This window comes from Pseudomonas sp. NPDC089396 (genome assembly GCF_044749545.1).
Lineage (GTDB): Bacteria > Pseudomonadota > Gammaproteobacteria > Pseudomonadales > Pseudomonadaceae > Aquipseudomonas.
This window is the reverse complement of sequence record NZ_JBIVIC010000023.1, coordinates 1-20,114: the sequence shown is the minus strand read 5'-3', so window position 1 is coordinate 20,114 and position 20,114 is coordinate 1. Positions and strand designations below refer to the sequence as shown.

Below are 20,114 nucleotides of genomic sequence, written 5' to 3'. Positions count from 1 at the left end.
GAGATCGATTGTACCGGTGCCGGTGCGTGCTGTCAGGCTCCGAAAGGGGCATGAACACAGGCTTGGGCTCCGGCGACAGGTGCTCATTGCCGGTTACGCGTTGGGGCGTCATAATGTAGCCCCTTTTTTCTCCCCCTACATGTGGAAGGTTCCCGTGACTCAGAAGCCCGACCAGTGTCTTGGTGAGTGGATTGATCGTGAAGCTCTGGCTGAAGCGATGATCCCGCTTATCGGTCAGCTCTACCGCAATAACAACGTGGTGAGCTCGATTTATGGCCGCAGCCTGATCAACCGTTCGGTTATCTCGATCCTCAAGGCCCACCGCTTTGCGCGTCATCGTCAAACCGACGAAACCGAACTGTCCGTCCACGAGACATTCCCCCTGCTCAAGGCCATGAGCGAGCTGAAACTGGGCGCCGCTTCGGTCGACCTGGGCAAGCTGGCGAACAAGTTCAAGCAGGAAGGCAACGGCCGCAGCGCCGAGCAGTTCGTGCGTGAAGAGCTGGCCGACGTGGTTGGCCAACAGAACGCTTCGGGGCGCAAGGGCACCGACGTCGTCCTGTACGGCTTCGGCCGCATCGGCCGCCTGCTGGCGCGCATCCTGATCGAGAAGACCGGTGGTGGCGACGGCCTGCGCCTGCGTGCCATCGTGGTGCGCAAGGGCGCCGAAAACGACCTGGTCAAGCGCGCCAGCCTGCTGCGCCGTGACTCGGTGCATGGCCCGTTCGATGGCACCATCACCATCGATGAAGCCAACAACACCCTCACCGCCAACGGCAACCTGATCCAGATCATCTACGCCAAGAGCCCGAGCGAAGTCGACTACACCCAGTACGGCATCGAAAACGCACTGATCGTCGACAACACCGGCGTATGGCGTGACGCTGATGGCCTGGGCCAGCACCTGGCCTGCCCGGGCGCTGCCCGCGTGATCCTCACCGCGCCGGGCAAAGGCGCGCTGAAGAACATCGTGCACGGCATCAACCACGGTGACATCGCCGCCGATGACAAGATCATCTCGGCCGCCTCCTGCACCACCAACGCCATCGTGCCGGTGCTCAAGGCCATCAATGACCAGTACGGCATCATCAATGGTCACGTCGAAACCGTTCACTCGTTCACCAACGACCAGAACCTGATCGACAACTTCCACAAGGGCAGCCGCCGTGGCCGTGCCGCACCGCTGAACATGGTCATCACCGAAACCGGTGCCGCCACCGCAGCCGCCAAGGCACTGCCAGTGCTCAAGGGCAAGCTGACCGGCAACGCCATTCGCGTGCCGACGCCGAACGTGTCGATGGCCATCCTCAACCTGAACCTGGAAAAAGGTACCAGCCGCGAGGAAATCAACGAGTACCTGCGCCAGACCGCCATGCACTCGGAACTGCACAAGCAGATCGACTACGTCAGCTCTCAGGAAGTGGTCTCCACCGACTTCGTTGGCTCGCGCCACGCCGGTGTGGTCGATGCCGAAGCTACCATCTGCAACGACAACCGCGTTGTTCTGTACGTCTGGTACGACAACGAGTTCGGTTACAGCTGCCAGGTGGTTCGCGTGATGGAAGAGATGGCTGGTGTGAACCCGCCAGCGTTTCCACGCTGATTCGCTTGTAAGGCATTAAAAAAACGGGAACCTTCGGGTTCCCGTTTTTTTTGCCCTGCATTTATTGTGTCTGTGCTGGCCCTATCGCCGGCAAGCCGGCTCCCACAGGGGGTCTCCATCGCTCCCGTGTGGGAGCCGGCTTGCCGGCGATAGGGCCAGTACAGACAACCGAGAGAGTTCGAACTTGCGCACAGCCCTCCTGTTCCTCCTGATGCTCCTCACCGCCTGCAATCAGGGCCCAGCCCTGGAACGCCTGGGCGGCCCGACCATGGGCAGCAGCTACAGCATCCAGTACGTGCGCGAACCCGGCGGCCCAGCACCTGCCCAAGTCCAGGCCGCCGTCGAAACCCTCCTGCAAGGCATCGACCAGCACTACTCGACCTACCGCGGCGACTCGATTGTCAGCCAGTTCAACCTGCTCCCTGCCAACCAGTGCCTGACCTTGCCATCCGACATGCTCGCACTGGTCGCCCTCGGCCAGCACCTGGCCGAACAGAGCGACGGCGCCTTCGACCTCACCGTCGAACCGCTGCTCGACCTCTGGGGCTTCGGCCCCCAGTCCCGTCACGAGCAGGTCCCCGACCCGCAGGCCCTGGCTCAGGCCCGGCAGCGCGTAGGCTACCGCCACCTGCACATCGACGGCCAAACGCTGTGCAAGGACGCGCCGGTAAAGCTGGATTTCAACAGCATCGCCGCCGGCTACGCCGTCGACCTGATTGCCGAGCGCCTGCGCGCCATGGGGGTGGCCAGTTTCGTCGCCGAGGTCACGGGCGAGCTCAAGGCCGTTGGCCGCAAGCCCGATGGCAGCCCATGGCGCATTGCCCTGGAGCTGCCCCGCGAAGACCGTCAGATCGCTCGCCAGGTCATCCCGGTCAATGGCCTTGCGCTATCGACCTCGGGTGACTATCGCCACTATTTCGAGCAGAATGGCCGGCGCTATTCGCACACCTTCGATGCCCGCCTCGGGCGGCCGGTCGAACATGACCTGGCTGCAGTCACTGTACTCGACGGCTCGGCGCTGCAAGCCGACGGTTACTCGACCCTGCTGCTTGTCCTTGGGCCGGAGCGCGGTTGGGAGTTTGCCGTGGCCCATGAACTGGCCGCCGTGCTGGTGACCCGGGTAGAGGGTGGATTCGTCTCCCGAGCTACGCCCGCGTTCGAACGGGCAACGAAAGGCGAGTGAAGGCGCAAGCAGGGAAGATCAAGGCCATGGAATCGGGCAATAACATGTAGTGCAGGCAAAATTGGCCTACGACGCGACCAAGGGTTAATGTGCGCGGCGTTCACGCTTGATTAGACTGCACACGAATTTTCTCATGACGCCCCGGCGGCATGATCGAGTCCCGCGGCGACCGTGGCCGGCGGGCCAGTTCTGAAGGAGTACGCATGGCTGTCTACAACTACGACGTAGTGGTGTTGGGTTCCGGCCCGGCCGGAGAAGGTGCGGCAATGAACGCCGCCAAAGCAGGGCGCAAGGTGGCGATGGTCGATAGCCGTCGTCAGGTCGGTGGCAACTGCACCCACCTGGGCACCATCCCGTCCAAGGCACTGCGTCACTCGGTGCGGCAGATCATGCAGTTCAACACCAACCCGATGTTCCGTGCCATCGGTGAGCCGCGCTGGTTCTCCTTCCCTGACGTGCTCAAGAGCGCCGAGAAGGTGATTTCCAAGCAGGTCGCCTCGCGCACCGGCTACTACGCCCGTAACCGCGTCGACGTGTTCTTCGGCACCGGCAGCTTCGCCGACGAGCAGACCGTCGAAGTGGTCTGCCCCAACGGCGTGGTGGAAAAACTCAACGCCAAGCACATCATCATCGCCACCGGCTCGCGTCCGTACCGCCCGGCTGACATCGACTTCCATCACCCGCGCGTCTACGACAGCGACACCATCCTCAGCCTGAGCCACACCCCGCGCAAGCTGATCGTCTATGGTGCCGGCGTGATCGGTTGTGAATACGCCTCGATCTTCAGTGGCCTGGGTGTGCTGGTGGAGCTGGTCGACAACCGTGGCCAGCTGCTGAGCTTCCTGGACTCGGAAATCTCCCAGGCGCTGAGCTACCACTTCAGCAACAACAACATCACCGTGCGCCACAACGAGGAGTACGAGCGGGTCGAAGGCCTGGACAACGGCGTGATCCTGCACCTGAAGTCGGGCAAGAAGATCAAGGCCGACGCCTTGCTGTGGTGCAACGGTCGTACCGGCAACACCGACAAGCTGGGCCTGGAGAACATCGGCATCAAGGTCAATAGCCGTGGCCAGATCGAGGTCGACGAGGCCTACCGCAGCACGGTGCCGAACATCTATGGCGCCGGTGACGTGATCGGCTGGCCGAGCCTGGCCAGTGCCGCCCACGACCAGGGTCGCTCGGCGGCCGGCAGCATTGTCGACAACGGCAGCTGGCGCTTCGTCAACGATGTGCCGACCGGCATCTACACCATCCCGGAGATCAGCTCGATCGGCAAGAACGAGCAGGAGCTGACCCAGGCCAAGGTACCTTACGAAGTGGGCAAGGCGTTCTTCAAGGGCATGGCCCGTGCGCAGATCGCTGGCGAGCCGCAGGGCATGCTGAAGATTCTGTTCCACCGTGAAACCCTGGAAATCCTCGGCGTACACTGCTTCGGCTACCAGGCTTCGGAAATCGTCCATATCGGCCAGGCGATCATGAACCAGCCGGGCGAGCTGAATAACCTGAAGTACTTCGTCAACACCACGTTCAACTACCCGACCATGGCCGAAGCCTATCGGGTAGCTGCCTACGACGGTCTGAACCGGCTTTTTTAAGCGGCTCCGGCCGGTGGCCTGAGCCGGTCGGGGAGACCGATTTCAGCCCTACCCGAGGGTGGTCTTGGCCAAACCGGGAAAGTCTGTAATCAGGCTGTCCACGCCAAAGTCAGCGAGCCGGCGCATCAGTGCCGGTTCGTTGACCGTCCACACCGATACATGCAAACCCTGGCCCTGCGCCTTGAGCAGGCGTTCCGGGGTGCACAGTGTCCAGTTCAAGGCCAGCATCTCGCAGCCATAGTTCTGCGCCACCTTCAGCGGGTCGAGCCAGGCATATTCGGCGACCAGCCCGCGCTTCACGTCCGGCACCAGTTCCAGCGCCGCACCCAGTACTTCGCGTGAGCTGGAGGTGATGGTCACCTTGTCCAGCAGCCCGTACTGCTGGGCCAGTTCGCGAATGGCCAGCACCGTGGTGGCGGCGCGGGTACGCGAGGCACTCTTGACCTCCAGCTGCCAGTGCTCGAAGGCGCATTTTTCGAACAGTTCTTCAAGTCGCGGGATAGGGCAGGGCTGCACATGGCCCGGGCCGCCCTTGCGGGCGTCGTAGGTGACCAGGTCGGCTGCCGGGTGTTCGACCACCTTGCCGCGCCGACCGGTGGTGCGCTTGAGCGACGTGTCGTGGATGACCATCAGCTCGTTGTCGGCCGACAGGTGCAAGTCCAGTTCGCAGCGGTTGACGCCGTGGGACAGGCACTGGCGGAAGCTGGTCAGGGTATTCTCGGGCGCTTCGCCCTTGGCGCCACGGTGGCCGTAAATGAGGGTCACGTTCGTTCCTTCAGGTCAAGAATGAAAAAGCTCAGGAAGCGGGGTCTTCCAGTTCCAGTTGCTGGCGGCGTTGTTGTTGCTGGCGCTGCAGGATGTAGCGGGCCAGCAGTTGGCGCTGGGCGTCGGTCATGTCGATGAATTCGGTGCCGACCTCAAAACCCCCTTCCGGGCGTGGGTCGCAATGGGTGACCTTGCCGCGCAGCAGCAGGCCGTGGGCACGCGGCATCAGCACCATCTTCAGCTTGACCCGGGTGCCGGGGGCAATCTGTTGGGGCTGGGCGAAATCGATACCGCCCTCGGAGATGATCACCCGTTGCGGCTGGCCGATCTCGCCGATCAGGCTTTGCGCGACGACGGCGCTGAGCAGGTCGAGGCGTTTGTTCTGTGCCCGCAGGAAAGCTGCCAGGATACGGTCCTTGTCGCTCAGCTGACGCAGCAGGTGCTGTGACTCGAAGTCGCTAAGGTGCAGCTCGCTGAGCAGGTTGAACAGTGGTGAATCATCCTGCAACAGTTCTGGCTCAAGGGCTTCGGCCGCGCTCAAGGGGCTTATTTCCAGTGCGATCCGATCTTCGATGCGGTAGTATTCGCGGCGATCTTCTTCGTCTAATGTCGTCATGGCGAACCCATGGTAGCGGCGGTGGTCCGAGTGTAAAGCCGCCACAGGCGCCTCGCCACAAGGACGTTCCCTTTCATCCGAACAAGCCCCGACATGTTCAGACCTCTTTTCGCATTCATCGGCACGCGTTATACCCGTGCCAAGCGCCGTAATCACTTCGTCTCGTTCATTTCCCTGACCTCGATGATCGGCCTCGCCCTGGGCGTGGTGGTGATGATCGTGGTGCTCTCGGTCATGAACGGTTTCGACCACGAGATGCGTACCCGCGTGCTGGGCATGATCCCGCATGCCACGCTGGAGAGCGGCCAGCCGATCAACGACTGGCCTGCGCTTGCCCAACAAGTAAAGCAGAATCCGCAGGTGCTGGCGGTTGCCCCGTACACCCAGATGCAGGGCCTGCTGACCCATGACGGCAAGGTACAGAAGGTGCTGCTCAACGGCATCGACCCAGCCCGCGAGCGTGAAGTGTCGATCATCGACAACTTCATCCTGCAAGGCCGCCTCGACCAGTTGGCGCCAGGCGAGTGGGGCATCATGATCGGCGACAAGGCCGCCGCCAAGCTGGGCGTGGCCATCGGCGACAAGCTCACCTTCGTCGCCCCCGAGGTCAGCGTCACGCCGGCGGGGATGTTCCCGCGCATGAAGCGCTTCACGGTGGTCGGCACCTTCCATGTCGGTGCCGGCGAGATCGACGGCTACCTGGGCCTGACCAACATTGCCGACCTGTCCCGCCTGCACCGCTGGAAGGCGGACCAGGTGCAGGGCCTGCGCCTGAAGTTCGACGACCTGTTCCAGGCGCCGCGTGTGGCCTGGAGCATCGCCCAGCAGTTGGGCGACCAGGAGTACTACAGTCGCGACTGGACCCGTACCCACGGCAACCTGTACCAGGCGATCCGCATGGAAAAGGCCATGATCGGCCTGCTGCTGTTGCTGATTGTCGCGGTGGCGGCCTTCAACATCATTTCCACCCTGGTGATGGTGGTCAACGACAAGCGTGGTGACATCGCCATCCTGCGCACCCTCGGCGCCACGCCTGGGCAGATCATGGCCATCTTCATGGTCCAGGGCACGGTGATCGGGGTGATCGGCACCCTGATCGGCGCCGTGGTCGGGATCGTGGCCGCGCTCAATGTCAGTGCGGTGATCGCTGGCATCGAGAAACTGATCGGGCACAAGTTCCTCAATGCCGACGTGTATTTCATCGATTACCTGCCGTCGCAGATCCAGTCCCAGGACGTGTACATGGTCTGTGGTGCGGCGTTGGTCCTGAGTTTCTTCGCCACCCTGTACCCGGCCTGGCGTGCGGCGCGCACCCAGCCTGCAGAGGCGCTACGTTATGAGTGAGTCGCGCATGAGTGATAAAGCCGTTCTGAGTTGCCGCAACCTGGGCAAGTCCTACGACGAGGGCCCGGAGTCGGTGCAGGTATTGTCCGGCCTCAACCTTGAGCTGCACGCTGGTGAGCGGGTGGCCATCGTCGGCAGTTCGGGCTCGGGCAAGAGCACCTTGCTCAACTTGCTGGGCGGCCTCGACCGGCCGACCCAGGGCAGTGTCTGGCTGGCGGGCGAGGAATTGTCGGCCCTGGGCGAGCGTGCGCGCGGCCTGCTGCGCAATCGCGAGCTGGGGTTCGTCTACCAGTTCCACCACCTGCTGCCGGAGTTCACGGCCTTGGAGAACGTCTGCATGCCGCTGCTGATCGGCCGCACCGCGATTCCTGAGGCACGTGAACGCGCCGGGGCGCTGCTCAAGCGCGTGGGCCTGAGCCACCGCCTGAACCACAAGCCGGCCGAACTGTCCGGTGGCGAGCGCCAGCGTGTAGCGATCGCCCGCGCCCTGGTCAATCGCCCAGGCCTGGTGATGCTCGACGAGCCAACCGGCAACCTCGACCACCACACCGCCCAGGGGATCCAGGAGTTGATGCAGGAACTGTCCAGTGCCTCGCGCACGGCGTTCCTGGTAGTGACCCACGACCTCAATCTGGCGCGCCAGATGGACCGCGTACTGAAGCTCGACGACGGCCACCTGGTCGCGATCTGAGCCAGGCCGCCCCACATTTTTTCATTGGGTGTTTTCGTACATGTTCAGACCCTTGCCCTTGTTCATCGGTGCTCGCTACACCCGTGCCAAGCGCCGCAACCATTTCATCTCGTTCATCTCGATGACCTCGATGATCGGCCTGTCACTGGGCGTGCTGGCGATGATCGTGGTGCTGTCGGTGATGAACGGCTTCCAGCGCGAGATGAGTTCGCGAATTCTCGGCCTGGTGCCGCACGCCGCGATCCTTGGGGTGCAGCCGCTGGCGGACTGGCGCGCGACCGCCGACGCGGCGTTGAAGAACCCTGCCGTGATGGCGGCAGCGCCGATCACCGAGATGGAAGGCATGCTTTCCTACAAGGGGGCGATGCAGCCGATTCAGGTCAGCGGTATCGACCCGGCCGAGGAGGGCAAGGTCTCGATCGTTGGCCGGCACATCGTCCAGGGCCGCTTGCAGGACTTGCAGCCGGGTGAGTATGGGGTGGTGATCGGTGAGCTCACCGCGCGCCGCTTCCGCCTCAATACCGGTGACAAGCTGACCTTGATCGTGCCGGAGATCAGCAAGGAGCCGGGCGGCATCACCCCGCGCATGCAGCGCCTGACCGTGGTCGGCATCTTCAAGGTCGGGGCCGAGCTGGACGGTTCCCAGGCCTATATCCACATGGCCGATGCCGGTGAGATGCAGCGCTGGGCACCGGGCCAGGTGCAGGGCGTGCGGCTGAAGCTGCATGACCTGTATGCCGCGCCGGAAGTGTCCAAGGCCATCGCCGCCGGGCTGGGCGATGCCTACCGCGCCGACGACTGGTCGCACACCCAGGGCAGCCTGTTCAGTGCGATGAAAATGGAAAAGACCATGATCGGTCTGTTGCTGCTGATGATCATTGCCGTAGCGGCGTTCAACATCATCGCCACCTTGGTGATGGTGGTGAACGACAAGGGGCCGGATATCGCCATCCTGCGTACCCTGGGTGCCACGCCGGCACAGATCATGGGCACGTTCATGGTTCAGGGCAGCCTGATCGGTATCGTCGGCACCTTGATCGGTGGCGTGCTCGGGGTGATCGCCGCGTTCAATGTCAGCCAGATCGTCGGCTGGCTGGAGCGGGTGAGCGGGCAGCACATCTTTACCTCGGATGTTTACTTCGTCAGCAGCTTGCCTTCCGAGCTGCAGTGGGGGGATGTGGGGATCATCTGTACGGCGGGGTTGGTGATGAGCTTCCTGGCGACCATTTACCCGGCTTATCGCGCGTCGCAGGTGCAGCCGGCGATCGGCTTGGCTGTTTGATGTTTGCTTGAGGGCCCTATCGCCGGCAAGCCGGCTCCCACAGGTACAGCGGTTTGCCCGAGCCTGTGTGGGAGCCGGCTTGCCGGCGATAGGCCGCAAAGCGGCCTCGTTTCACCGGCCCTCAGCCAACTCGATCACAAACCGCGTCCACCCCCCCTCACATTCCGCCCGAATACGCCCGCCATGGGCCTGCACGATCGACCGGGTAATCGCCAAACCCAACCCCGCATGCTCGCTGCTGCCTTCCCGCCTCGCCGGGTCCACCCGGTAAAAACGGTCGAACAAGCGCGGTAACGCCGCCGCTTCTATCGCTGCGCCCGTATTGGCCACGCAGATCCGCACCCCCGGCTCCAGCGTCACGCAGATCTGCCCGCCAGCCGGCGTAAAGCGCAGGGCATTGTCGAGCAAGTTGGACAATGCCCGGCGCAACATGTGCCGATCCCCCCGCAGCGTCGCTTCCCCTTCGCGCAACAGCTGCACCTCGCCATCCTCGGCCAGCGGCCCGTAATACTCCAACAGCGCATCCACTTCCTCGTGCAAGGCCAGTGGCGCCTGACCCGGTACCAGCAAGCCATGGTCCGCCTTGGCGAGGAACAACATGTCGTTGATCATCTGCGCCATCCATTGCAGCTCTTCCAGGTTGCCGTGCAAGGCTTCGCGGTACTCCTCAAGGCTGCGTGGGCGGGTGAGGGTGACCTGGGTGTGCGTCAGCAGATTGGAAAGTGGCGTGCGCAGTTCATGGGCGATGTCGGCAGAAAATGCCGACAGGCGCTGGAAGGCGTCATCCAGGCGTTGCAGCATGGCATTCACGGTACTGGCAAGCGCTGCCAGTTCCTCGGGCATCTGCTCCGCTGGCAGGCGGGTGGTCAGTGAGCGCGCCGAGACGCTGTCCGCCACCTTGCCCATCTGGCGCAGCGGCTGCAATCCGCGGCGTGCTGCCCAGGCGCCGAGCAATGCCGTCGCCAGCGCGGACAGGCCCACGGTCAGCCAGATCAGGCGCTGCATGCCCTGCAGGAAATGCTGGTGGTGAGTGATGTCGAGGAACAGTGTCAGCCGGGCGCTCTCGTTCAAGGGTACCGCCAGGCTGCGGTAGTCGACCCCTTGCGCATGCACGGTCGCCAGGCCCGTGCCAGGGGGGACTTCGGGCAACGAGTTGCGGCTGGCGTACCACGGTGCGCCATCGCGGCCGGTGATGCGCAAGGCCAGGTCGGCCTGATGGCTGAGCTCGTTGCGCAGGGCGGGTAGCCGGCTTTCCAAGTCGCCAGGGCCGTTCAGGCCGGCGAGCTGGGTGCGAAACAGCGACAGGCGCGATTCCAGCAGTTGCTGGTCCAGTTCGATGAAGTGCTGCTTGCTGGCGTGGTTGAACAGCAGGCCGGCGCCCAGCGAAACGGCAGCGGTGCAGGCCGCGAACAGCAGCGCCAGGCGGTTACCGAGGGAGAGCCTGCGCATCAGTCATGGCGCTCTTCGAGCACGTAGCCCATGCCACGCACCGTGTGGATCAGCTTGTTGGGGTGGGTGTCGTCGATCTTCAGGCGCAGGCGGCGGATGGCGACTTCGATGACGTTGGTGTCACTGTCGAAATTCATGTCCCACACCTGCGAGGCAATCAGCGATTTGGGCAGCACTTCGCCCTGGCGACGTAGCAACAGTTCGAGCAGGGCGAATTCCTTGGCGGTCAGGTCGACGCGCTGGCCAGCACGTTCGGCGCGGCGACGTAGCAGGTCCAGGCGCAGGTCGGCCAGCGTCAGGCTGGTGTCCTGGCTGGGGCTGGTGCCGCGGCGCAGCAGGCTGCGTACCCGGGCGAGCAGTTCGGAGAAGGCAAAGGGTTTGACCAGGTAATCGTCGGCCCCCAGTTCCAGGCCATGCACACGGTCCTCGACGGCATCGCGGGCAGTGAGAAACAGCACCGGCGTGTCCAGGCCGGCCTGGCGGACTGCCTGAAGAATCTGCCAGCCGTCGCGGCCGGGCAGCATCACGTCGAGGATCAGCAGGTCATGATCGCCGGTCAGGGCCAGGAACTGGCCGGTTTCGCCATCGGCGGCCAGCTCCGTGGCAAAGCCGGCTTCGTTGAGGCCCTGGCTCAGGTATTGGCCGGTGCGGGCCTGGTCTTCGACGATCAGCAGTTTCATGCAGTGTCCGCAGTCTGGATGGGCGCGCGGCCCCTTGTAGGGGCGCTGTAATGGCTGAAATGATACGTGACTATGTTCAGCGTCGCCCAAGCTGACAAAGTTGTAATCTTCCCGTCAGGTCGCTGCCAGTCAGCCCTTCTTAAAGTGACCTCATCCCCGCTGTATGCTTTGGAGTCATCATGAAACACCTGTTCATCGCCGCCGCTCTTGCCCTCGCAAGCCTGCCCGCCCTCGCAGACAGTGGCAAAACCTTCGCCTTCGGCGAGCCGGCCCCGGCAGCGAAGGCCACGCGCACGGTCGAGGTGGTGCTCAAGGACATTTCCTTCGAACCCAGCAACCTGCAGGTCAAGGCCGGTGAAACCGTGCGCTTCGTGCTGATCAACGAAGGCAAGCTGCCTCACGAATTCAACCTGGGCGACAAGGCCATGCATGCCGAGCACCAGAAGGAAATGCTCGCCATGCAAGGCAAGCTCTTCACCGCAGGCATGAATCACGAAGGCATGGACCACGGCCAGATGGGCCATGGCGCCCATGGTCACGACGCGGGCAACACCGTGCTGGTGCAACCCGGCCAGCGGGCCGAGCTGACCTGGACCTTCCGCAAGTCCGCGCCCATCGAGTTCGCCTGCAACGTGCCGGGGCACTACCAGGCCGGTATGGTGGGGCCGCTGACCATCGAGTGACTTGCGCTCCAAGGCAGAGGGTAAAAACGGTAGAATAGGGGCAATTCCGAACCTTCAGGTCAGTTTCCATGCATCCTGCTGCCGAACACTCTCCGCTGGGCAAGTCCAGCGAATACATCGCCACCTACACGCCTTCGCTGCTGTTCCCGATCCCGCGCACGGCCAAATGGGCCGAGCTGGGCGTAACCGCCCAGTCCCTGCCGTGGCAGGGCGTGGACTACTGGAACTGCTTCGAGCTGTCCTGGCTGCTGCCCTCCGGCAAGCCGGTGGTGGCGATCGGTGAGTTCGCCATTCCGGCCGATTCGCCGAACATCATCGAGTCGAAGTCGTTCAAGCTGTACCTGAACTCGCTGAACCAGACGGCGTTTGCTTCCATCGACGAGCTGCGCGCCTGCCTGGAAAAGGACTTGTCGGCAGCCGCTGGCAAGCCTGTGGGCGTGCAGGTGCGCACCCTGGCCGAGGTCGAGGCGCAAGGCGTGGTGGCGTTGCCAGGCCAGTGCATCGATGCCCTGGATGTGACCATCAGCAACTACGAAGAGCCGCAGCCCGAATTGCTGCGCTGCAACCCGGAGCGGGTCGTGGAAGAAACCGTGCACAGCCACCTGCTCAAATCCAACTGCCCGGTCACCGGCCAGCCGGACTGGGGCAGTGTCGTGGTGGAGTACAAGGGCAGGGCACTGGACCATGCCAGCCTGCTGACCTACCTGATCAGCTTCCGCCAGCATGCCGACTTCCACGAGCAATGCGTGGAGCGGATTTACCTGGACCTGAAGAATTTGCTGCAACCGGAGTATTTGACGGTGTATGCGCGGTATGTGCGCCGCGGTGGGCTGGATATCAACCCCTATCGCAGCACCGGGGCGATCAGCCCGAAGAACCTGCGCCTGGTTCGTCAGTAGTTTTCAGTGTGAAAGGGGCCGCTTGGCGGCCCATTCGCGGGGCAAGCCCGCTCCCACAGGTTCTGCGCCGCCTTTGAAAGCGGCGCAGGCCCTGTGGGGGCGGGCTTGCCCCGTGTTGCTTCAGATACCCATGCTGTGCAGCGAGTTGGCGATGCTGCGCAGGGTAGCGGTCAGGTCGGGGTGATCGGCCTCGAAGCGCTCGATCGCCAGGTTCACACCATCCACCAGGTTGTTGTCCGGCGTGGCTTCTTCGAGTTTGAGTTGCGCCTCGATCTGTCTGGCTTCCTCGTGGAGCGCGGCGAGCTCCTCCTCCGTCAGCGGGACATTTCTATCCAGTTGCTCGCGCAAGCTGTTCAGGCGCTCTTGCAATTCGCGGGCAGGCATTGGTTGTTCTCCATCAATGGCTTGGCAAGGCATGGACCTCAGCGAAGCGGCAAAGGTTCGTGCCTGTCTCCAAGCGTAATCCACTTGCGGTCGCTTTGCATGATCCGCATCAATGGCATTGCGTCAGGGCTTCTCGCCCTTGCGGCGGCGCTGGGCGATGTCCAGCAGGCAAGTGTCCAGCGCCTCGAGGTGGTCGATTACCGAATGTACGCCCAGGCGGAACAATTCCAGCGTGGCCTTGCCGCGGGCCAGTTCCTGTTCCTTCGGGCTCATGGCCTGCCACTGCTGTGAACCCAGGTCGCAGGAAGGGCTGCAGGCGGCCAGGCCGATGGTCCACAGCCCTGCATTGAGCCCCGACTGCAGCAAGGCAGGTTCACCGCTGACCAGCACGCAACCCTCCAGTCGGTCGCTGGCCAGGGCCATCAGGGCCTGCCAGCAAGCATTGGGTGCCGGCCAGCGCACGCCATTGACCCGCTGGCCGGGTAACCAGTCGGGCAGCACGCCGGCCAGGCGCTGGCTCTGTGCGCTGGTCAGGTCATCCAGCCAGATGCAAGGCACTTGCTGACGGCGCAAGCTGGCCAGCGCTTCGAGGGCGCCAGGGGCGGGCAGTGGGTTGCCGCTGGCGGCCTGGACCAGGCAACCGCGCAGGCCGAACAGCACAGCGGTGAAGGCGGATGCATCGTGCATGGCAACTTCCCTGAAATAGTCCGCAGGCTATTCGCTGATTGTTACGGTCCTGTGACGGCAACAGTTGTTCACAAAATATTGAGCAAAAATGTGTAAAGCTGTTTATCAGCCCGTGAGGCTCTATACTGCCGCCGTACCTGCAGTGCGACCCGTTGCACTTGCGGCCAAGAAATTCGATGGAGAACCATTTATGCGTAGGATCGGTGCCGACGTGATCAAGCGAATCACCCAGGCCTGTGTCTGTGCCAGCCTGTTGCTGGCGCCCGTGGCGGCCACCCAGGCGGCCACCGAGGAGGATCCTTGGGAAGTGGTCAACCGGCCAATCTTCCGCTTCAACGATACCCTCGACACATATGCCCTCAAGCCATTGGCCAAGGGCTACCAGGCAGTCACTCCGCAGTTCCTCGAGGACGGTATCCACAACATCTTCCTGAACCTGGGGGATGTCACCAACCTGGCCAACAACCTGTTGCAGCTCAAGCCCCATGCGGCGGGCGTTGACACGGCGCGGTTGATCGTCAACACCACCTTCGGCCTCGGCGGCTTCTTCGACGTCGGCACCAAGATGGGCCTGACACGCAACGACGAGGACTTCGGCCAAACCCTGGGTTACTGGGGCGTGCCAAGCGGTCCCTACGTGGTGATCCCGCTGCTGGGCCCGAGCACCGTGCGTGACGGCCTGGCCAAGTACCCGGACACCTACACCAAGCCATACCGCTACATCGACCACGTGCCGACCCGCAATTCGATCTTCGCCCTGGACGTGGTCGACACCCGTGCCAGCCTGCTGTCGGCGGAAAAGCTGATTCAGGGTGACAAATACATCTTCATTCGCAACGCCTACCTGCAGAACCGCGAGTTCCGGGTCAAGGATGGCGAAGTCGAAGACGATTTCTGATTCATGCCACAGCAAAAAAGGCGACCTTGGGGTCGCCTTTTTTGTCACTGTACTCGGCTTTCTTATAACTGCCAGTAATTTGCCCTTCAAACTGCGAGCGACTCGACCCTCGTATGCTTGAAACGCCTGGCGGATGGGAGTACCGTCTGCGCCTTACGAGGTACCTCTGTCGGTTGCCTGGCCACTGTTCTTGGCCTACAACTCAAGTAGAGCGTTACTACAAAGAATTCCAGCAGTCGGATGTCAGCCTTGCAGACGCCCCTGCATCACCCCAAATCGGCGCCGTTCGCCCACATGCAGAAAATCAGTGCAACGCTGCTGATCATCGATGATGACGACGTGGTCCGTGCGAGCCTCGCCGCCTATCTGGAAGACAGTGGCTTCAGCGTCCTCCAGGCCAGTAACGGCCAGCAGGGGCTCCAGGTCTTCGAAGAACATCAGCCCGACCTCGTGATCTGCGATCTGCGCATGCCGCAGATGGGCGGCCTCGAATTGATCCGCCAGATCAGCGAGCGTGCCCCGCAGTTGCCGGTGATCGTGGTTTCCGGTGCCGGGGTGATGAGCGACGCGGTAGAGGCCTTGCGCCTGGGCGCCGCCGATTACCTGATCAAGCCGCTGGAAGACCTTGCCGTACTCGAGCATTCGGTGCGCCGAGCGCTGGACCGTTCGCGCCTGGTGCTGGAAAACCAACGCTACCGAGACAAGCTGGAAGCGGCCAACCGGGAGCTTGAAGCCAGCCTGCACCTGTTGCAGGAGGACCAGACCGCCGGTCGCCAGGTGCAGATGAACATGTTGCCGGAAAGCCCTTGGGTTGCCGGCGAGTTTGCCTTCGAGCACCAGATCATCCCGTCGTTGTATCTGTCTGGCGACTTCGCCGACTACTTCCGCGTGGATGAGCGGCGCATTGCCTTCTACCTGGCCGATGTTTCCGGGCATGGCGCATCGTCGGCGTTCGTCACGGTGCTGCTGAAGTTCATGACCACCCGGTTGCTCTTCGAATTCAAGCGCAGCAGCAAGCTACGCGAATTCAAGCCCTCGGAAGTGCTCAGCCACATCAACCGCGGGCTGATCAACTGCAAGCTGGGCAAGCATGTGACCATGGTTGGCGGGGTGATCGACGAGGAAACCGGGCTGCTGACCTACGCCGTGGGTGGCCACCTGCCGCTGCCGGTGCTGTACACCCCGGGCCAGGTGCGTTACCTGGAAGGCCGCGGCCTGCCGGTGGGTCTGTTCGAAGAGGCCACCTACCAAGACCTGGTGATCGAGCTGCCGTCGCAGTTCAGCCTGAGCTTGATGTCCGATGGCATTTTGGACCTTTTGCCAGGCGACACGCTCAAAGATAAAGAAGCTGCCTTGCCGGATATCGTCAAGGCATCGGGTGGTAGCCTGGATGGGCTGCGCCAACGATTTGGATTGGCTACGCTTGGGGAGATGCCGGATGATATCGCCCTATTGGTGTTGAGCAGGAACCTTCAATGAGTACCGGTAGAATTCAGTTCGCCGAGCAGAGCGGTACCTTCGTCCTGAAGTTCGTCGGCGAAGTGCGTCTGACCCTGTGTTCGGCGCTGGATGCGACGATCGAGAAGATTTTCACCGCGCTGAACTTCTCGGCCATCGTCATCGACCTTACCGAAACCGAAAGCATCGACAGCACCACCTTGGGCCTGTTGGCCAAGTTGTCGATCCTGTCGCGGCAGAAGGTTGGCTTGTTGCCCACCGTGGTCACGACCAACCCGGACATTTCGCGACTGCTGCAGTCCATGGGCTTCGATCAGGTGTTCAACATCGTCGATCGCCCGGTGCCTTGCCCGGAATGCCTGACCGACCTGCCATCCCAGGACCAGAACGAGGACGTGGTGCGTTCCAAGGTGCTGGAGGCGCACAAGATTCTGATGGGGTTGAATGACTCCAACCGTGAAGCCTTCCATGACCTGGTGAGTGCGCTGGAGCGGACCTGATCGTGAGCCTGCACCGGCCTCATCGCCGGCAAGCCGGCTCCCACAGGGACCGCGCCGACTTATGGCCTGTGGTTTACCTGTGGGAGCTGGCTTGCCAGCGATGAGGCCAGCAAAGCCCCTGCAAAATTCTCCCTTCAGTCTTTCGTCGGCGCAAACTCGGTCGCCTCACCCCCATCAGCACTCAGCTGAAACACCCGCGCCGGCCGCCCCTGCTCATCGAAGAACACGTGCCCCAACCCCGCCCCGTTCCATAGCCGCTCCCCAGCCTTGCTGCGGCTGGGTGTACGCGGCACCACCTCCATTTCCCGGCGCTTGGTGAACCAGTTGAGTGGCGAACGCGGCGAATAGAGCCAGCGGTTGAGCCGGTCCAGCACATCCAGCAAACGCCGCGGAAACTCGTTCTTGATCCCGCTGCTGGTCACCTGCCACAGGTGCGGGCTGCGCTGGCGGTGGCGGATCAGCACCTCGTAGACGAACGAATAATGCACATCGCCTGACAGGATCACGTAGTGCCCTGGCGTACGCGAGTGGCGGAAAATGTTCAGCACCACCTGCGCGGCACCGCGATGGGCCATCCAGTTTTCGGCATCTACCAGCAACGGGTAGCCCAGCCAACTGAATACCCGTTGTACCGTCTCGATCAGCTTCACCCCGAAGATCGGCGCTGGCGAGACGATGATCGCCGAAGGGTGATCCAGCAGCGCTTGCTGCAGCTCGCACAGCGCCTCCCAGTCGAGCAGACCGGAAGGTTTGGCCAGGTCGCTTTCGCTGCGCCAGCGGCGTGTGCGCGTGTCGAGCACCAGCAGCGGCGGGTTGCTAGGCAGGTTGAATTGCCAGCCCTGGAAGCGCAGCAGCTCATCGATCAGCGCGTCATGGGGTTGGCTGCCCAGTTGCAGGCATTGATCGACCAGCCCCTCGCAGCCCGTCGGGTCGTTGCCCCAGCCCTGGCACAACAGATAGCCCAGCAAGGCATTGCCGATGATGCGCCGTGAAAACGGGTGGCCGTAGGCGGTTTCTTCCCACTGCGCCGACAGGTTCCAGTCGTCGGTGATGTCGTGGTCGTCGAAGATCATCAGGCAGGGCAGGTGGGCCATTACCCGCGCCACCTGGCCGAGGTGGCTGGCGAACGCCTCGATCAGCGGCAGCTCCTGGCGGTAGCGCGCCTGGTGCGCAGCGGCAAGCCCCGTGGGCATTTCAAGGTCGATCAACTGCCAGGGCGTGGGTGACCAGACCAGCAGGTACATGGCCATGACCTCGGCGAGGGTCACCAGGTGGTTATCGGCGTTGCTGGAGGAAAAAATCGGCTTGCGCTTGCCGCCGAAGAAGCGTTCGCGCAGGTTTTCATTGCGCGCCTGGGCGGGTAGCAGGTCGGCGCGGTGGTAATAACTCGCGGGGTGGCGATAGAGCGCCTGGCTATCGGCGACCACTGCGCCTTGCAGGTGCTCGTCGAACAGGCCCAGGCGTTCGATCAGTGCATGAATCGCCCGCAGCATTGGCCCTGCGACGTCGTCGGCATAGACCTGATCGCCCGTCATCAGCAACACGGCGGGGCGCTCTTGCGGGTTCTGGCAGGCCTGCAGCAGGCGGTCGGCGCAGAGCAGGCCATCGCTGGCGGGGTGGTGCGGCTTGCGGCAGGAACCGTGCAGCAGCTGATCCAGGCGGCCACGCAGCACCAGGCTCGGGCGCTGGCAGCCAGGGTAGAGCAGGTGAGGGGCCCAGTCGGCAATGCCCTGGCCGTCGATACGCAGGTCGTATTCGAGGGCGACGTCGCGGGGCAGGGGCTGGCTGAAGTGAATGTCCAGCAGGTGGATAAAGGCGTGCTGGCCTATGGGGACGACCTGGCAATGCACCTTGGGCGTGCCGTCCATGATGAACTCGGGTTGCAAGGGTTGCGTGCCGACCAGCCAGATGGCCAGGCGCTGGGGCTCCAGGCGGCGCAGTACCGGGCCGGCGAGAACAAGGGGCAATGAAGTGGGGGAAGTCATCGACAGCTCTGGTGGGCCTGGAATTCAAAACAAGCCTGGTGAAACGAAAACGGGCGGAAAATGCTGAACACTTCCCGCCCGTCTGGCAAACCCGAGATGTATCAGGCTTTGTCAGCCATCAGCTTCTCCAGCTTCTCCTGGTCCCGGGCAAACTGGCGAATACCTTCGGCCAGTTTCTCGGTGCCCATGGCATCCTCGTTCATCGCCCAACGGAACTGGCTTTCGCTCAGCACTTGTTTGGCTTCGCCGGCATTGCCAGGCTTGAGCACCCGTGGCAGCTCGCCCTGATCATCGCTCAGCTGTTGCAGCAGCTCCGGGCTGATGGTCAGGCGGTCGCAACCGGCCAGTTGTTCGATCTGGCCGATGTTGCGGAAGCTGGCGCCCATGACCACGGTGTCGTAGCCATTGGCCTTGTAGTAGTTGTAGATGCGGGTCACCGACTGCACGCCCGGGTCTTCGGCGCCGACGTAATCCGTGCCGGTGCTTTTCTTGTACCAGTCGTAGATACGGCCCACGAACGGCGAGATCAGGAACACCCCGGCATCGGCGCAGGCCTGGGCCTGGGCGAAGGAGAACAGCAGGGTCAGGTTGGTCTGGATGCCTTCCTTCTCAAGCTTCTCGGCGGCGCGAATGCCTTCCCAGGTGGACGCCAGCTTGATCAGCACGCGGTCTTTCGAAACCCCGGCGGCCTCATACAGCCCGATCAGCTGACGGGCCTTGTTCAGCAGCGCCGGCTCGTCGAACGACAGGCGTGCGTCCACTTCGGTGGAGATACGCCCCGGAATGACCTTCAGAATGCCCGAGCCCACGGCCACGGCGAACTTGTCGCAGGCCAGGTCGACATTGCCCTTGGCATCGGCTTTCACCTGCTTGAGCAGATCGGCATAGCCAGGGATGGCGGCAGCCTTGAGCAGCAACGACGGGTTGGTGGTGGCATCGACCGGCTTGAGGCGGGTGATGGCGTCCAGGTCCCCGGTGTCGGCGACCACGGTGGTGAACTGCTTGAGTTGTTCCAGCTTGGAGGTCATGGGCGTGCTCTGTCCTGTGCGTTTACTCGACATTACCCGAGCCCCAGCGGGCGCTCAAGGGGCCTTTGGGGCGGGGGCTGATTGTCGACGGTGATGATTCGAGTCACCTACCCGCACGAGGTTCCCTGCGCCAGGACAACGAGTGGTCCCTAAGAGCTCCCAGCCCTTGTCGCTGCACTTTGTGGGAGCAGCTGTCTTGCTCACCTTCCAAAAGTTGACGCGATTCCTGTGGGAGCAACTGTCTTGCTCAATTTCTAAAAGCTGACGCGATTCCTGTGGGAGCCGGCTTGTTCTGGTCAAGTTTTGCCGGACACCGATTACGGTGATCACGCTGCCTGTTGCTCCATAGCTATTGGCGACAGGTAGTTGTTATAGCTGTGG

The 20,114-nt window shown here is 62.8% G+C and carries 19 protein-coding genes; 11 read left to right on the top strand and 8 right to left on the bottom strand.

Features of this window, described 5'->3' with window-relative positions:
- The first annotated feature begins 139 nt into the window (after positions 1-139).
- From ACIPZB_RS26785 to sthA, 3 genes are all read left to right on the top strand, one after another.
- Positions 140-1,603 carry a glyceraldehyde-3-phosphate dehydrogenase gene (locus ACIPZB_RS26785; RefSeq protein WP_400643436.1) on the top strand — a complete coding sequence of 488 codons (1,464 nt, stop codon included), beginning with the start codon at positions 140-142 and terminating at the stop codon, positions 1,601-1,603.
- Between the two features lie 184 nt (positions 1,604-1,787).
- Positions 1,788-2,786, top strand: a complete 999-nt coding sequence (locus ACIPZB_RS26780) for an FAD:protein FMN transferase (protein ID WP_400643435.1) — start codon at positions 1,788-1,790, stop codon at positions 2,784-2,786.
- Between the two features lie 203 nt (positions 2,787-2,989).
- On the top strand, positions 2,990-4,384 hold the full coding sequence (gene sthA / locus ACIPZB_RS26775) for a Si-specific NAD(P)(+) transhydrogenase (RefSeq protein ID WP_008099189.1): 1,395 nt from the start codon (positions 2,990-2,992) through the stop codon (positions 4,382-4,384).
- Between the two features lie 48 nt (positions 4,385-4,432).
- Here sthA and ACIPZB_RS26770 read toward each other — a convergent pair whose 3' ends face one another.
- Positions 4,433-5,149 carry a glycerophosphodiester phosphodiesterase gene (locus ACIPZB_RS26770; RefSeq protein WP_008099191.1) on the bottom strand — a complete coding sequence of 239 codons (717 nt, stop codon included), beginning with the start codon at positions 5,147-5,149 and terminating at the stop codon, positions 4,433-4,435.
- 31 nt (positions 5,150-5,180) lie between these two features.
- Entirely contained in the window at positions 5,181-5,765 is a 585-nt protein-coding gene (locus ACIPZB_RS26765; protein WP_400643434.1) for a PilZ domain-containing protein, read from the bottom strand.
- 93 nt (positions 5,766-5,858) lie between these two features.
- On the opposite strand from ACIPZB_RS26765, the gene ACIPZB_RS26760 reads away from it, so the two are divergent.
- The 3 genes from ACIPZB_RS26760 to ACIPZB_RS26750 are packed head-to-tail and all read left to right on the top strand — an operon-like array spanning position 5,859 to position 9,082.
- The gene (locus tag ACIPZB_RS26760; protein ID WP_008099195.1) at positions 5,859-7,109 is read left to right on the top strand and encodes a lipoprotein-releasing ABC transporter permease subunit; all 1,251 of its coding nucleotides are present in this window, start codon (positions 5,859-5,861) and stop codon (positions 7,107-7,109) included.
- A 7-nt stretch (positions 7,110-7,116) separates the two neighbouring features.
- Positions 7,117-7,800, top strand: coding sequence for a lipoprotein-releasing ABC transporter ATP-binding protein LolD (gene lolD, locus ACIPZB_RS26755; protein ID WP_400643433.1), 684 nt, complete (start codon positions 7,117-7,119; stop codon positions 7,798-7,800).
- Positions 7,801-7,840: 40 nt separating this feature from the next.
- Positions 7,841-9,082, top strand: a complete 1,242-nt coding sequence (locus ACIPZB_RS26750; RefSeq protein WP_400643432.1) for a lipoprotein-releasing ABC transporter permease subunit — start codon at positions 7,841-7,843, stop codon at positions 9,080-9,082.
- A gap of 111 nt (positions 9,083-9,193) precedes the next feature.
- Here ACIPZB_RS26750 and ACIPZB_RS26745 read toward each other — a convergent pair whose 3' ends face one another.
- Both ACIPZB_RS26745 and cinR read right to left on the bottom strand, forming a co-directional pair.
- Positions 9,194-10,531: a heavy metal sensor histidine kinase gene (locus tag ACIPZB_RS26745; RefSeq protein ID WP_400643431.1), complete on the bottom strand. Its 1,338-nt coding sequence runs from the start codon at positions 10,529-10,531 to the stop codon at positions 9,194-9,196.
- Positions 10,531-11,211, bottom strand: coding sequence for a two-component system response regulator CinR (gene cinR, locus ACIPZB_RS26740; protein ID WP_400643430.1), 681 nt, complete (start codon positions 11,209-11,211; stop codon positions 10,531-10,533). Before cinR ends, ACIPZB_RS26745 begins: the two co-directional genes overlap by 1 nt.
- A gap of 179 nt (positions 11,212-11,390) precedes the next feature.
- Here cinR and ACIPZB_RS26735 point away from each other — a divergent pair, with 179 nt between their 5' ends.
- Positions 11,391-11,894, top strand: coding sequence for a plastocyanin/azurin family copper-binding protein (locus ACIPZB_RS26735; RefSeq protein ID WP_400643429.1), 504 nt, complete (start codon positions 11,391-11,393; stop codon positions 11,892-11,894).
- Positions 11,895-11,962: 68 nt separating this feature from the next.
- The gene (queF, locus tag ACIPZB_RS26730) at positions 11,963-12,793 is read left to right on the top strand and encodes an NADPH-dependent 7-cyano-7-deazaguanine reductase QueF (RefSeq protein WP_400643428.1); all 831 of its coding nucleotides are present in this window, start codon (positions 11,963-11,965) and stop codon (positions 12,791-12,793) included.
- A gap of 120 nt (positions 12,794-12,913) precedes the next feature.
- Here the strand turns inward: queF and ACIPZB_RS26725 are convergent, their stop codons facing one another.
- Complete coding sequence (locus tag ACIPZB_RS26725) at positions 12,914-13,177, bottom strand: DUF4404 family protein (protein WP_400643427.1); 264 nt, start codon at positions 13,175-13,177, stop codon at positions 12,914-12,916.
- A gap of 123 nt (positions 13,178-13,300) precedes the next feature.
- Positions 13,301-13,864, bottom strand: a complete 564-nt coding sequence (locus ACIPZB_RS26720) for a phosphonoacetaldehyde phosphonohydrolase-related protein (RefSeq protein WP_400643426.1) — start codon at positions 13,862-13,864, stop codon at positions 13,301-13,303.
- 190 nt (positions 13,865-14,054) lie between these two features.
- Here ACIPZB_RS26720 and ACIPZB_RS26715 point away from each other — a divergent pair, with 190 nt between their 5' ends.
- From ACIPZB_RS26715 to rssC, 3 genes are all read left to right on the top strand, one after another.
- Positions 14,055-14,762 (top strand): VacJ family lipoprotein, encoded by a 708-nt coding sequence (locus ACIPZB_RS26715; protein WP_400643425.1) that lies wholly within the window; start codon positions 14,055-14,057, stop codon positions 14,760-14,762.
- A gap of 294 nt (positions 14,763-15,056) precedes the next feature.
- Positions 15,057-16,241, top strand: a complete 1,185-nt coding sequence (rssB, locus tag ACIPZB_RS26710) for a two-component system response regulator RssB (protein ID WP_400643457.1) — start codon at positions 15,057-15,059, stop codon at positions 16,239-16,241.
- Positions 16,238-16,720 (top strand): anti-sigma factor antagonist RssC, encoded by a 483-nt coding sequence (rssC, locus tag ACIPZB_RS26705; RefSeq protein ID WP_008099230.1) that lies wholly within the window; start codon positions 16,238-16,240, stop codon positions 16,718-16,720. Before rssB ends, rssC begins: the two co-directional genes overlap by 4 nt.
- A 134-nt stretch (positions 16,721-16,854) precedes the next feature.
- Here rssC and ACIPZB_RS26700 read toward each other — a convergent pair whose 3' ends face one another.
- Positions 16,855-18,705 carry an alkaline phosphatase D family protein gene (locus ACIPZB_RS26700; protein ID WP_400643424.1) on the bottom strand — a complete coding sequence of 617 codons (1,851 nt, stop codon included), beginning with the start codon at positions 18,703-18,705 and terminating at the stop codon, positions 16,855-16,857.
- A 101-nt stretch (positions 18,706-18,806) separates the two neighbouring features.
- On the bottom strand, positions 18,807-19,733 hold the full coding sequence (tal, locus tag ACIPZB_RS26695) for a transaldolase (RefSeq protein ID WP_400643423.1): 927 nt from the start codon (positions 19,731-19,733) through the stop codon (positions 18,807-18,809).
- Positions 19,734-20,114: the final 381 nt, after the last annotated feature.